The following is a 13,405-nucleotide window of genomic DNA, read 5'->3' on the forward strand; positions in this document are numbered from 1 at the left end:
CGGCACGGCTATCCACAACGCGACCCTGGCGAATTAGCAACCGATTCATTCTTGACGCCTCAGTCACCTTCGGCCACCATGTTCGTATATTAAATTATTGTTCGTAATACGAACACATGAGATAGACATGGATGTCCGGGACTCCCGACAAGAGCCCCTCCAGCGTTCCGGTTCCGCCCTGATGGCGTTGCCAAGTACCGGCAAGCCTGACGCGGGAGCGGGACGTCTCTGACGAACCAAAAACAGCAAACCGAACCGAGAAATCACCAACCATGCAAGCCGTTACCAACTTCTCCGTCCGTATCGTGCAACGCTACCTCCCCAGCGCCTTCGTGCTGGCGATCCTGTTGACCGCCATCGTCTTCCTGCTCGGCGTCACCCTGACCGACCATTCCCCCATGGAGATGGCCAACTACTGGGGCGGTGGCTTCTCGAAGCTGTTCAAGTTCGGGATGCAGATGACCCTGGTGCTGCTGACCGGCTACGTGCTGGCGCTGACGCCGATGGTGCAGACCCTGCTGACCGGCATGACCAAACACGCCAGCACCCCAAAACAGGCGATGGTGCTGACGATCGTGGTGAGTTTTGTCTGCTACTACCTGAACTGGGGCTTCGGCATGGTGACCGGCGCTATCCTGGCCCGCGAGATGGGCGCCCGCATCAAGGGGCTGCACTTTCCGCTGATCGTAGCCGCCGCTTACGGCGGTGAGCTGGTGCGCGGCCCGTCGTCGTCCATCCCGCTGGTGATTGCCACACCCGGGCACTTCATGGAAGACAGCATCGGCATCGTGCCGGTCACGGAAACCCTGTACTCATCGTGGAATATTGCGCTGACGCTGGCCCTGCTGGTCTTGCTCATCATCTTCTTCTTGCTGCAAAAACAGCCGGAGAAAATTGTCACATTGCGTGCTAGCGAAGAGCGTAACGATGAGGAGGCCCTGGACAAGGCCAACATGAGCCCATCCGACCGGCTGGAAAACAGCCGCTGGCCGACGTTGCTCCTGGGGCTGATCGCTGCGGCCTTCCTGATCGGTCAGGCGATCGACAAGGGCTTCAGCATTAACCTGAACACCATCATCGTGATCTTCCTGGCACTGGGACTGCTGCTGCATAAAAGCCCGGCGGCTTACCTGCACGCGGTTGAAAAAGCGGTCAACGCGGCCCGCGGCATCATCGTCCAATTCCCGCTCTATGCCGGAATCGCCGGCATGATGACCAGCGCCGGCCTGGTGACCCAGTTCAGCGAGGCGATCATTTCCGTGGCCACACCGACCAGCTTCCCGCTGCTGACGTTCCTGTCCGCCGGTATCGTCAACTTCTTCATCCCGTCCGGTGGCGGCCAATGGGCGATCCAGGGGCCAATCATGATGCAGGCCGCCGCGGCCATTGGTGCCGACCCGGCCCAGACCATCATGGCCTTTGCCTGGGGCGATGGCTGGACCAACCAGATCCAGCCGTTCTGGGCGCTGCCGCTACTGGGCGTCGCAGGCCTGTCCGCCCGGGACATCATGGGCTACCTGCTGATCTGGCTGATCATTGCCGGCGTGGCGATTTCCGGCACCTTTGTCGCACTGTCGGTGTTCGGCTGACCTTCTGCCCCTCCTTCCCGGCCAGGCTTCAACCTGGCCGGCTTTTTCCTTTCCTGATCGTGCAACCACCTCGGCGGCTGACCGGGATCATGCCTCGTATTTGCACCTCTCCCGGGCTTTTATTAACGTGCCGAGACGCCTGAGTGACCATAGACCCGGTCAACCGGACAGGCTCACATTCGCGCAACGGATTTGCGCTGACTCAGCACCCAAGGGAATGGATATGCAGATTAAACGCCCCCGGGATCTCACACTTCGGGATCTCCTCCGTATTGAATCACCCGAATTCGCCCCGAGCAGCCTCCCGCTCAACACGGCAATCGCCAGCCCCAGTCTCAGCGAAACACTCAAACTCGCCGATGATTTTATTGGCAGCCCCTACCGGTCAGACCGCGAACGCATGGATCGTCTCAGGACAAAGTTGCGGGATTGACCTTCGGCGAATCGCAACCGTACTGTTCATGCCAATGTGCCGGAGAACGCATGAAATCACTTGTTTTATCATTGTTGGTCATGGTTGCAATAACTTCATTGACCGGGTGCGCCGCATCAAGCGAGACGCCCCCAAGTTGGTCATTCTCCGTCGCGGCCCCAGAGCATTATCGCGTCTGGGTAGAGCACCTTGAACTAGAGAAGTCAGGAGTCAAGCACTGGCGCATGCCTATTGGCGGTGTGGATTGCTGCTGGCGAGGGTCAGATGGACCAAGCGGTCCGGGTGGGCCGATAACCGTTCTGCCGAATTACATTGGCATCCAATGGTTCTCCTTTTCGGAGCAGAAATACTATCAACGCCGGATTCCTGTCCCTGACGATCTCAAACAAAGGATGGAAAAACCTGCCACTTATTCCGGTGCTAATGGAGAACACCAAGCACCTAGAGATATGTTTGTTGTAGGTCTCGCCCCAGGAGGAACCATTGTCCTCTGGATCATGAACCAAATCGGCAACGAGGTCGAAGTCGCCCGAATGCAAGCCAACGAATTCGGCGGCGACCCTAACGACTATCGGGCGGCCACCAAGCGTTATCTCAAAGAAAACGGCGACTACCTCAAACAACACGGTGTCCCTACCAGCGGCTGGTAAGCCCCATACACCCGCCCAATCATCACCATAGATTTCTCCATCGTCAGCCGTCGCTTCACGGCCGACCTCACCGCCAGACGGCGTCCCGTCTGGCGATCCCTGCTTTTATTTAGCCTCGCTCAATATATGCACATTAAATCATAAGACTTTTGGCTAGTTGCAGGCCTAACCACTTTTAACTGCAATCCATGACTGGTGATTGCATGTTCATCACCTGTAACACCTATGAAATACCATGCATATAAAACAACAACAACAATGAGAGCCGCTATGAGAGGAATCATCGCGCGCCAGGGTTATTGGATAAGGGATCTCGGCTCACCGCCATCCCTCACCACTGCCCTGCCTGATCTCACCAAGGCCATGCACGCTGTAGGTATTCGACCCTCGCCTCTCGATTTCACCAGGCGACGTCGCCGAAGGCTGACCAGCGTACGGTAACGATCCCAATGGACCCCAACCCCGCCACGGCAAGCGCTGTGACGCATAAGCAATAACAAGAGAGAGGAATGTATATGGACGGCATTACTGAAGACGGCGCGCTGGCGTCGAACGGCCGGGGCTCGGCCGGCTTCTTCTCCCGTGAACGGACCATCGCCGGTCCGCAATTCAACCGATGGCTGGTGCCGACCGCAGCGCTTGCGATCCACCTGTGTATCGGGATGGCCTACGGCTTCTCGGTGTTCTGGCTGCCGATGACCCACATCGTCACCAATGCCGATCCAGCCATGTGCTCGAACCTGAGCTTCTTCCAGGCGCTGACCACCACCTCCTGTAACTGGACGGTGCCCCAGGTCACCCACATCTTTGAAACCTTCATCGCCATGCTCGGTGTCTCCGCAGCCCTCTGGGGCGGCTGGCTTGAACACGCCGGTCCGCGCAAAGCCGGCTGTATCGCGGCACTGTGCTGGGGTGGCGGTCTGATCGTCGGCGGCATCGGCGTGATGGTGCACCAGCTGTGGCTGGTCTACCTGGGCTGCGGCATCCTCGGCGGTATCGGTCAGGGTCTGGGTTACATCACGCCGGTATCCACACTGATCAAATGGTTCCCGGACCGTCGCGGCATGGCTACGGGCTTCGCCATCATGGGCTATGGCGGTGGCGCGATGATCGGTGCACCGCTGGCTGTTCTGCTGATGGGTCACTTTACCGGCTCCGGTGGTACCGGCGTTGCCATGACCCTGGTGGTCATGGGCGCGATCTACATTGTGGTCATGGCGTCCGGCGCCATTGGCTTTCGCGTCCCGCCCAACGGCTGGAAGCCGGAAGGTTGGACACCCCCGAAAGAAGCCCACGGCAGCGGCATGATCACCCGCCGTCACGTCCACCTCGACACCGCCTGGAAAACCCGTCAGTTCTGGCTGATCTGGGGCGTGCTGTTCCTGAACGTGACCGCCGGCATTGCGGTGATCTCCATGGCCAGCCCGATGTTGCAGGATGTGTTCGGCGGGGAACTGGTCGGCATCGATAACGGCGGCGCAGCTCTGACAGCGGCGCAATCAGCGGCGGTGGCGGCAGCGGCCGCGGGCCTGGTGGGCCTGATCAGCCTGTTCAACAGCGTGGGCCGCCTGTTCTGGGCCTCACTGTCCGACAAGATCGGCCGCAAGAACACCTACTACACCTTCTTCATCCTCGGGATGATCGTCTACTGCCTGCTGCCCACCTGGGGTCACCTGGGCATGCCGCTGATGTTCGTCATTTCCATCTGCATCATCCTCAGCATGTACGGCGGTGGCTTTGCCACGGTGCCGGCGTATCTGGCGGATATTTTCGGCACACAGATGGTCGGCGCCATCCACGGTCGCCTGCTGACCGCCTGGTCCGCGGCCGGAATTGTCGGTCCGCTGGTGATTGCGGCGCTGCGCGAAGCCCAGCTGAATGCCGGTCTGGAGCCCAGTCAGGTCTACGACCGCACGCTGTACATCATGGCGGGGCTGCTGTTCGCCGGCCTGATCTGCAACCTGCTGGTCAAGCCGGTGAAGGAAGAGCACCACATGTCCGACGAGGAAGTGGAGAAGGAACGCTCCCTGCAGCACGACGACAGCATCTCGGCCAACGCAGAGACGGCTGCGCGAGGCAGCTTCGGCATCGGCGGTGTCCTGGCCTGGCTCGGGGTGGGCGTGCCCTTCCTGATCGGCCTGTACATCGCGCTGGCCAAGGCGGCTGCCCTGTTTTGATGTGAGTCTTGGGTGAGTTTTCCGGGCGTCGTTACGGCGCCCGGCGATTCAGGCGCGATCGCTTTCCAGCAACTGCGCGAAGGTACAGATCTCGCCACAGCGATCCGGGGCGTAGCCGGCCAGTTTGTCGATCTCGGCCAGGAACGGCTCCGAACTCATCAACGCGAGCAGCTGCTGCATGTTCTCCTGCTGCAGTCGCTCTTCGGGACAGATCAGCAGGTAGTGCTCGGTGGACAGGTGGATAAAGTCGAGGCCGAACTGGGCCGCGGCAGCCTCCACCCCGAAACCGACATCCGCCATACCGGAGGCCACATAGGCCGCCACCGCCGTGTGGGTGAACTCCTCATGTTCGGCGCCGTTGATCTGGCTTTCGGTAATGCCCTGCTCGGCCAGCAACATATTGAAGAGGATGCGGGTACCGGAATGTTCATCTCGATTGATAAAGCGGATGTCCGGACGCGTGAGGTCGGCCAGCCCGGTCACGTCCTCCCGGCTGTCCCTGCGAATGATGAGCCCCTGCTCCCGGGTCACGAAGCGGATGATCCGCAGGTTCTTCAGGTCGAGCTGATCCCGGTAGGCCCGCATCACCTGGTCCGCCAGCCGCGAACAGGACGGGAAATGGAAACTGGCCAGATCACAGTCGCCGCGCCCCAGGGCATTCAGCGCCTCCGCCGGATTGCAGTACTGCAGGTCCAGCTCCACCTGATCGGCAAAGTCGGGCAGCAACGCCACCGCATAGCCGTGACTGGCGTGCAGCCGAAGAATCGGATGCGCACCCGCCAGCAGCTGCTGGAGCTGGTTGTTCAATTCCGACGCCATGCTGTCTATTTGCGGCCCCAGACGGGCCTTCACCCGCTGCTCGGACCACAGCAGCTTCTCCCCCAACGGCGACAGCTGCGTGCCCTGCCCCTTGCGCATGTTCACCAGCGGCAGGCCGAAAAAGTCGGCGCCCCGATTGAGCAGGTTCCAGGCATGACGGTAGGAAATCCGGGCCTCCTGGGCCGCCATGGTCAGCTTGCCGGTGTCCCGCAGGCTCTTGAGCAGCTGGAACAGAACCGGGTCGAACAGTTCGCCGTCGTCACTCCGGAAAACCCAGGCGGGCGCGATACTCAGCTTTTTTCTATGCATTGTCATTCATATTTATGAGGCGTATTGGGAGTGCTATTTTGGCGCTATAACGACCCAAAAGCCAAAACAATTAAGAACGATCGTGCATATAAAGACGATCCACTGACAACCTGATGAGATAACAGCCATGTCACACGCCGGCACCCAACCCGTACAGGACTGGACGCCAGAATTGATCCAGCAAGCCGTGGACGCGCATAAAGACATGCCCGGCGCCATGCTGCCCATTCTCCATGCGATCCAGGACCGCTTCGGCTACATCCCGGAAGCGGCCGTTCCGATCATTGCCGAGTCCCTGCGCCACACCCGCGCGGAGGTGCACGGCATTATCAGCTTCTACCACCACTTCCGTACGCAGCCGTCGGGCAGCCACGTGGTTCAGGTCTGCCGTGCCGAAGCCTGCCAGGCCGTCGGTGCGCGCCAGCTGGAAGCCCACGTCAAGGCACGCCTGGGCGTCGACTATCACCAGACCAGCCGCGACAACGAATTCACGCTGGAACCGGTTTACTGCCTGGGCAACTGCGCCTGCGGCCCGTCCATCCGGGTGGATGACGACATCCACGGCCGCATGGATGCCGAGAAGTTCGACCGTCTGGCAGACCGGCTGACCACAACGGCCGTGGAGGTAAAGTGATGACTGTGACCGTCTATGTCCCCTGCGACACCACGGCCCTGGCCCTGGGCGCCGACGCCGTCGCCGACACCCTGCATCAGGCCGCCAGAACCAAAGGCGTTGATCTCAAACTGATCCGCAATGGCTCCCGGGGCCTGTTCTGGCTGGAGCCGCTGGTGGAAGTGGACACCCCAAACGGCCGGGTCGCCTACGGACCGGTCGAACCGACCGATGTAGACAGCCTGGTCGAGGCCGGCCTGTTCGAGGGTGAGGCCGATCACCCGCTGGCCCTGGGCCTGACCGAAGAGATTCCGTATCTGAAGAAGCAGCAGCGCCTGACGTTCTCCCGCATTGGCGTCACCGACCCACTGTCCATCGACGACTACCGCGCCCATCGCGGCTTCGCCGGCCTAGAAAACGCTCTCAATATGGACAGCCAGGCGATCGTCGACGCGGTCAAGGATTCCGGCCTGCGCGGTCGTGGCGGCGCCGCCTTTCCCACCGGCATCAAGTGGCAGACCGTCCACGATGAACCGGAAGGCCAGAAGTACATCGTCTGCAACGCGGACGAGGGCGACTCGGGCACCTTTGCCGACCGGCTGGTGATGGAGTGCGACCCCTACATGCTCATCGAAGGCATGACCATTGCCGGGCTCGCCGTCGGTGCCAATCAGGGCTACATCTACCTGCGCTCGGAATACCCGGTGGCGCATCGCATCTTCAATGAAGCCCTGGACCGGGCCTATAAAGCCGGCTACCTGGGCCAGAACATCCGCGGCAGCGGCAAGAGCTTCGACCTGGAAGTCCGTCTCGGCGCCGGCGCTTACATCTGCGGCGAGGAAACCTCCCTGCTGGACAGCCTGGAAGGCAAACGGGGCATGGTGCGCGCCAAGCCGCCGCTGCCCGCCATCAAGGGTCTGTTTGGTCGGCCCACCGTCGTCAACAACGTGCTCTCCCTGGCGGCGGTGCCCTACATCCTCGATCAGGGGCCTCAGGCCTACGCCGATTACGGCATGGGCAAGTCCCGCGGCACCCTGCCGATGCAGCTGGCGGGTAACGTCAAACGCGGCGGCCTGGTGGAACTGGCCTTCGGCATCACCCTGCGGGAGCTGATGGAGGACTTCGGCGGTGGCACCCTGAGCGGTCGGGCCCTGAAAGCCGTCCAGGTGGGCGGCCCGCTCGGTGCCTACCTGCCGGAAAGCCAGTGGGATTCGCCGATCGATTACGAGGCCTTTGCCGAATTTGGCGGCGTGGTCGGCCACGGTGGCGTGGTGATGTTCGATGACACCGTGGACATGGGCGAACAGGCCCGCTTCGCCATGGAGTTCTGCAGCGTCGAGTCCTGCGGCAAGTGCACCCCCTGCCGGATCGGCGCCGTGCGCGGCGTCGAGGTGATCGACCGCATCCGCGCCGGCGAGAACGCCGACGACAACCTCACCCTGCTGACCGACCTCTGCGAAACGATGGTGGACGGCTCACTCTGCGCCATGGGCGGGATGACGCCCTTCCCGGTGCAGAGTGTGATGAAGCATTTTCCGAATGACCTGACCCGGCAGAAAGCCTGACAGAGGGGAGACACCTCATGTTGAACTATTTCGACCCCAGCCAGCACCGCATCGATCCTGACCGGGATTACGGGACACCCGCCCGGCTCTCGGAGACCGCCGTTGCCCTGACCATCGACGGCGTCGAGATCAGCGTACCGGAAGGCACCTCCGTGATGCGCGCGGCCGCCCTGGCCGGCATCACCGTGCCCAAGCTCTGCGCCTCGGACAACCTGGAGGCCTTTGGTTCCTGCCGCCTGTGCGCCGTGGAAATCGAGGGCAAGCGCGGTTACCCCGCCTCCTGCACCACGCCGGTGGCCGAGGGCATGGAAGTCCATACCCAGACCGGCAAGCTCGCCAAGCTGCGGCGCAACATCATGGAGCTGTACATCTCCGACCACCCACTGGACTGCCTGACCTGCCCCGCCAACGGCGACTGCGAACTGCAGGACATGGCCGGCGCCGTGGGCCTGCGGGATGTGCGCTACGGCTTTGAAGGTGCGAACCACCTGGATGCGGAAACCGACGCGTCCAACCCGTATTTCAGCTTCGATCCCAGCAAGTGCATCGTCTGCTCCCGCTGCGTGCGCGCCTGCGAGGAAGTCCAGGGCACCTTCGCCCTGACCATCGACGGCCGCGGCTTCGACTCCAAGGTCGCCGCCAGCCAGGACGAAGACTTCATGGACTCCGAGTGCGTGTCCTGCGGTGCCTGCGTGCAGGCCTGCCCGACGTCCACGCTGATGGAAAAGAGCGTGATCGAGGAAGGCGTGCCCGAGCACAGCGTCGTCACCACCTGCGCCTACTGTGGCGTGGGCTGCTCGTTCAAGGCGGAGATGAAAGGCGACCAGCTGGTGCGCATGGTGCCCTACAAGGGCGGCGACGCGAACCACGGCCACTCCTGCGTGAAAGGCCGCTTCGCGTTCGGTTACGCCACCCACAAGGACCGCATCACCGAACCGATGATCCGCGAGTCCATCGACCAGCCCTGGCGCACCGTCTCCTGGGAAGAAGCCATCGACTTCTCCGCCAAACGCCTCAAGGGCATCCAGGCCGAATACGGCCGCGAGAGCATCGGTGGCATTACCTCCTCCCGCTGCACCAACGAGGAGACCTACCTGGTGCAGAAACTGGTGCGCGCCGGCTTCGGCAACAACAACACCGACACCTGCGCCCGGGTCTGCCATTCCCCGACCGGTTACGGTCTGAAGACCACCATCGGTGAATCCGCCGGCACCCAGACCTTCGACTCGGTGATGCAGGCCGACACCATCCTGGTCATCGGCGCCAACCCGACCGACGCCCACCCGGTGTTTGGCTCGCAGCTGCGCCGCCGGCTGCGCCAGGGCGCCACCCTGATTGTGGTGGATCCGCGCCGGATCGATCTGCTGAAGACGCCCCATGGCAGTGACAGCCTGCACCTGCCCCTCAAACCGGGCACCAACGTGGCGATGATCAATGCGCTCGCCCACGTGGTGGTCACCGAAGACCTCGAAGACAAGGCGTTCATCGAGAAACGGTGCGAAACGGACGCCTACCAGGCCTGGCGCGATTTCATCAGCGAGGAGCGCAATTCACCGGAAGCCCTGGAAGCGGAAACCGGCGTTTCGGCCGAACTGGTGCGCAAGGCTGCCCGTGCTTACGCCAACGCCGGCAACGGCGCGATCTACTACGGCCTGGGCGTGACCGAACACAGCCAGGGATCCACCATGGTGATGGGCATTGCCAACCTGGCGATGGCCACCGGCAACCTAGGCCGCGAAGGCGTGGGCGTGAACCCGCTGCGGGGCCAGAACAACGTGCAGGGTTCCTGCGACATGGGCTCATTCCCGCACGAACTGCCGGGCTACCAGCACGTGGGTGATCCCGCGGTTCGCGAACGTTTCGAGAACCTGTGGCACGTAAAGATCGACGACGAACCGGGTCTGCGTATCCCCAACATGTTCGACGCCGCCATCGCCGGCCACTTCAAGGCGCTCTACGTGCAGGGCGAAGACATCGCCCAGTCGGATCCCAACACCCAGCACGTGGAGCAGGCCTTGACCTCACTGGACTGCCTGATCGTGCAGGACATCTTCCTGAACGAGACCGCCAAGTACGCCCACGTGCTGCTGCCCGGCTCCACCTTCCTGGAGAAGAACGGCACCTTCACCAACGCCGAGCGCCGCATCAACCGCGTGCGCAAGGTGATGGCGCCGGTCGCCGGCAAGGAAGACTGGGAAGTCACCCAGGATCTGGCCAACGCGCTTGGCTACCCGATGAACTACAGCCACCCGTCCGAGATCATGGACGAGATCGCCCAGCTCACGCCGACCTTTACCGGCGTCAGCTATGACAAGCTGGACGAACTGGGCAGCATCCAGTGGCCGTGCAACGACGAGCACCCCGACGGCACGCCCACCATGCACGAGGTGGACTTCCCCATCGGCAAGGGGCATTTCGCGATCACCGAATACGTGGCCACACCGGAACGCAGCACGCGGCGCTACCCGCTGCTGCTGACCACCGGCCGGATCCTCAGCCAGTACAACGTGGGCGCCCAGACCCGGCGCACCGAGAACAGCCGCTGGCACGAAGAGGACGTACTGGAAATCCATCCGAGCGATGCGGAACTGCGGGGCATCAGCGACGGCGACTGGCTGGGGGTGAGCAGCCGTGTCGGCCAGACCGTGCTACGCTGCCGGATCAGTGATCGCATGCAGCCAGGGGTGGTCTACACGACCTTCCACCACCCGGGCAGCGGCGCCAACGTGATCACCACCGACAGCTCGGACTGGGCCACCAACTGCCCGGAATACAAAGTCACGGCGGTCCAGGTGGAAAAAGTGTCGCAGCCGTCGGAATGGCAGAAGCACTTCCAGTCCTTCGACGAGCAGCAACAGCAATACCTCGAAAACTCGAAAGATGAGTCCAACTTTGCCCTTAAATGACGGCGACGATCCGGCCACCAAGCCGGACCCGCTCGCCCCTCTGTTCCGGACCCGCGTCGACGAACGCGGGACGGAACACAGCGGGGAGACCGACGACGTCGTGGCCGAGGAGATGCCGGTGGCGATGGTCTACAACGGCATTTCCCACGCCGTGATGATGGCAACGCCGGTGGATCTGGAGGACTTTGCGACCGGGTTCAGCCTGACCGAATCCATCCTGGATCGTCCGGATGAACTCTACGACATCGAGGTGCATTTCAGCCCGGCGGGAGCAACGGTCGAGATGACCATCGCCAGCGAACGGATGTTTGCCCTGAAAGCCCAGCGCCGCAACATGACCGGCCGGACCGGTTGCGGGCTGTGCGGCACCGAATCGCTGGACCACGCCATCCGGGACATCCCGGAGGTGGGGGCTCACCCGGCCATCACCGACGAGGCCGTGCAGAAAGCGGTACGCGAGCTGAAACAGCACCAGCCGTTGCAGGCCGAAACCGGTGCCACCCATGCCGCCGCCTGGTGCGATGTGGACGGCACGATTCTCGCCGTGCGCGAGGACGTGGGCCGGCACAACGCACTCGACAAACTGGTGGGCCACTGGCTGCGGCAGGGTCGTGATTTCGGGCGGGGGTTTGCCCTAGTCTCAAGTCGGGGCAGTTTCGAGATGGTGCAGAAAAGCGCTATGGTCGGCATCGGCTGCCTGGTGGCCGTCTCGGCTCCGACCGGCCTGGCCATCCGCGAGGCGCGCAAGGCCAACCTGACCCTGATCGGCTTCGCCCGTCCGGGTCGCCACGTGATTTACCATTGCGGACAGACGTCGGCGGAAGCCGGCGCCATGCAGGAGAACAAGACGTGAACAACGAACTGCATCACCTGATCGAGATGATCAACCAGATCAGCGACAACAACCTGCACCACGGCGAAGCCGAACACGCTGCGGACATGGTCGCCACCCACCTGAAAAAGTTCTGGGCCCGCAGCATGAAGGACCAGATCATCGCCTACGCCGAAAACGACGGCAACGAGCTCAACACCGTGTCCAGACTCGCGGTGGAAGAACTCAAGGCGTGGCGTCAGGCCAAGGCGAGTTAACACAACAGGTTAAATTAGCTATGGGCCTTATTTTATTTTCGCGTTAAACGTAAAATAACGCATTGCGTTAATTTACTTTCGCGAAGGGACACTCATGCAGCGAGGGATTACCGGCACGTTCACAACGAGCATTGCCGGCGGAGTTCAGTGCAATGCGTTCTTACCAACAGCACTCCCGCCGAAGCCACCTCTGGCAATTGAAGGGAAACTGCAGCAACGCCTGAATGCCGCTCTTCTTTCGCTGGGCCGCCTGGACGCGATCACCACGCTATTGCCCGATGCTCACCTCTTCCTATACAGCTACGTGCGTAAAGAGGCAGTGATGTCGTCTCAGATCGAAGGCACTCAGTCTTCGCTGAGTGACCTGATGCTGTATGAAATGGATGGCGTTCCCGGAGTGCCCATCGATGATGCCCAAGAAGTCTCATGCTACGTAAGCGCGCTGAATCTTGGCGTACAGCTCATTCGTGAAGGCCTGCCTATCAGCTTTCGCCTGATCACCGATGTGCATCGGGCTCTCATGACCTCTGGTCGTGGCATCTCGCGCGGGCCTGGCCAATTCCGCACAAACCAAGTCTGGATCGGAGGGCATCGCGCTGATGAGGCAATGTTCGTCCCGCCTCCACCAACCCATTTGGCCGACTGTTGGGCACAACTGGAACAGTTTATAAACGATATTCCTGAAGCAACCGATCCCCTGATAAAGGCTGCGCTCGCGCACGTCCAGTTTGAAACCATCCACCCGTTTATGGATGGCAATGGGCGACTCGGGCGCTTATTGATACCTCTGATTCTGGTCGACGCTGGAGTGATGCGGGAACCGCTACTCTACATGTCTGTATTCTTTCGCAAGCACCGACAAGTCTATTACGATCGACTCCAGCAAGTACGAACTCATGGGGACTGGGAAAGCTGGCTTCTGTTTTTCGTTGATGCGGTCTCAGAAACCGCCGAACAGGCTGTAACAACTGCCCAGCGGCTCAATCAATTGCGCATAGATGACAAAGCTAAACTAGCTGATCTTGGGCGCATCTCCGGTTCAGCCACCCAGGTCCTAGACGCCCTGTTTGGGCATCCGGTGGCGACCGTCAATAGCCTCACAGAGCAAACCGGATTAACGCCCGCTACAGTCGGCAAAGTGCTGGATGCACTGGAAAACCAACTCAACCTTGTCCACGAGGCGACAGGGCAGAAACGTAACCGTGTTTTCGTATACCGGCAATATCTCGATATCCTCAACCAGGATTAAGCTTGG

General features: G+C 61.5%; 10 protein-coding genes. 9 read left to right on the forward strand and 1 reads right to left on the reverse strand.

What is annotated here, in order from left to right:
• Positions 1–272: 272 nt before the first annotated feature.
• From J3364_RS21055 to J3364_RS21065, 3 genes are all read left to right on the forward strand, one after another.
• The gene (locus tag J3364_RS21055; RefSeq protein WP_349560115.1) at positions 273–1,589 is read left to right on the forward strand and encodes a short-chain fatty acid transporter; all 1,317 of its coding nucleotides are present in this window, start codon (positions 273–275) and stop codon (positions 1,587–1,589) included.
• A 483-nt stretch (positions 1,590–2,072) separates the two neighbouring features.
• On the forward strand, positions 2,073–2,672 hold the full coding sequence (locus J3364_RS21060; protein WP_349560116.1) for a DUF2931 family protein: 600 nt from the start codon (positions 2,073–2,075) through the stop codon (positions 2,670–2,672).
• Between the two features lie 515 nt (positions 2,673–3,187).
• A complete protein-coding gene (locus tag J3364_RS21065) occupies positions 3,188–4,849 on the forward strand; it encodes an OFA family MFS transporter (protein WP_349560117.1) in 1,662 nt (553 codons plus the stop codon).
• A gap of 48 nt (positions 4,850–4,897) precedes the next feature.
• Here the strand turns inward: J3364_RS21065 and J3364_RS21070 are convergent, their stop codons facing one another.
• Positions 4,898–5,977 carry a substrate-binding domain-containing protein gene (locus J3364_RS21070; protein ID WP_349560118.1) on the reverse strand — a complete coding sequence of 360 codons (1,080 nt, stop codon included), beginning with the start codon at positions 5,975–5,977 and terminating at the stop codon, positions 4,898–4,900.
• A gap of 127 nt (positions 5,978–6,104) precedes the next feature.
• On the opposite strand from J3364_RS21070, the gene J3364_RS21075 reads away from it, so the two are divergent.
• The 6 genes from J3364_RS21075 to J3364_RS21100 all read left to right on the forward strand — a co-directional run bounded on the left by J3364_RS21075 (position 6,105) and on the right by J3364_RS21100 (position 13,399).
• Positions 6,105–6,611, forward strand: a complete 507-nt coding sequence (locus J3364_RS21075) for a formate dehydrogenase subunit gamma (protein ID WP_349560119.1) — start codon at positions 6,105–6,107, stop codon at positions 6,609–6,611.
• Positions 6,611–8,155, forward strand: a complete 1,545-nt coding sequence (locus tag J3364_RS21080; RefSeq protein WP_349560120.1) for a formate dehydrogenase beta subunit — start codon at positions 6,611–6,613, stop codon at positions 8,153–8,155. Before J3364_RS21075 ends, J3364_RS21080 begins: the two co-directional genes overlap by 1 nt.
• Before the next feature lie 17 nt (positions 8,156–8,172).
• Positions 8,173–11,061: a formate dehydrogenase subunit alpha gene (gene fdhF / locus J3364_RS21085; RefSeq protein WP_349560121.1), complete on the forward strand. Its 2,889-nt coding sequence runs from the start codon at positions 8,173–8,175 to the stop codon at positions 11,059–11,061.
• Complete coding sequence (gene fdhD / locus J3364_RS21090) at positions 11,048–11,914, forward strand: formate dehydrogenase accessory sulfurtransferase FdhD (protein WP_349560122.1); 867 nt, start codon at positions 11,048–11,050, stop codon at positions 11,912–11,914. The genes fdhF and fdhD overlap by 14 nt, the downstream gene beginning before the upstream one ends.
• Positions 11,911–12,150 (forward strand): formate dehydrogenase subunit delta, encoded by a 240-nt coding sequence (locus tag J3364_RS21095; RefSeq protein WP_349560123.1) that lies wholly within the window; start codon positions 11,911–11,913, stop codon positions 12,148–12,150. The genes fdhD and J3364_RS21095 overlap by 4 nt, the downstream gene beginning before the upstream one ends.
• Positions 12,151–12,244: 94 nt before the next feature.
• A complete protein-coding gene (locus J3364_RS21100; RefSeq protein ID WP_349560124.1) occupies positions 12,245–13,399 on the forward strand; it encodes a Fic family protein in 1,155 nt (384 codons plus the stop codon).
• Positions 13,400–13,405 lie beyond the last annotated feature (6 nt).

Source organism: Marinobacter sp. NFXS9 (genome assembly GCF_040148665.1).
GTDB classification, from domain to species: domain Bacteria; phylum Pseudomonadota; class Gammaproteobacteria; order Pseudomonadales; family Oleiphilaceae; genus Marinobacter_A; species Marinobacter_A mangrovi.

Bases quoted from the DNA above. Each gene is read 5' to 3' on its own strand.
- J3364_RS21055 (WP_349560115.1), top strand. From the start codon at position 273: ATGCAAGCCGTTACCAACTTCTCCGTCCGTATCGTGCAACGCTACCTC.
- J3364_RS21080 (WP_349560120.1), top strand. From the start codon at position 6,611: ATGACTGTGACCGTCTATGTCCCCTGCGACACCACGGCCCTGGCCCTG.
- J3364_RS21075 (WP_349560119.1), top strand. From the start codon at position 6,105: ATGTCACACGCCGGCACCCAACCCGTACAGGACTGGACGCCAGAATTG.
- J3364_RS21065 (WP_349560117.1), top strand. From the start codon at position 3,188: ATGGACGGCATTACTGAAGACGGCGCGCTGGCGTCGAACGGCCGGGGC.
- fdhF (WP_349560121.1), top strand. From the start codon at position 8,173: ATGTTGAACTATTTCGACCCCAGCCAGCACCGCATCGATCCTGACCGG.
- J3364_RS21100 (WP_349560124.1), top strand. From the start codon at position 12,245: ATGCAGCGAGGGATTACCGGCACGTTCACAACGAGCATTGCCGGCGGA.
- J3364_RS21070 (WP_349560118.1), bottom strand. From the start codon at position 5,977: ATGCATAGAAAAAAGCTGAGTATCGCGCCCGCCTGGGTTTTCCGGAGT.
- J3364_RS21060 (WP_349560116.1), top strand. From the start codon at position 2,073: ATGAAATCACTTGTTTTATCATTGTTGGTCATGGTTGCAATAACTTCA.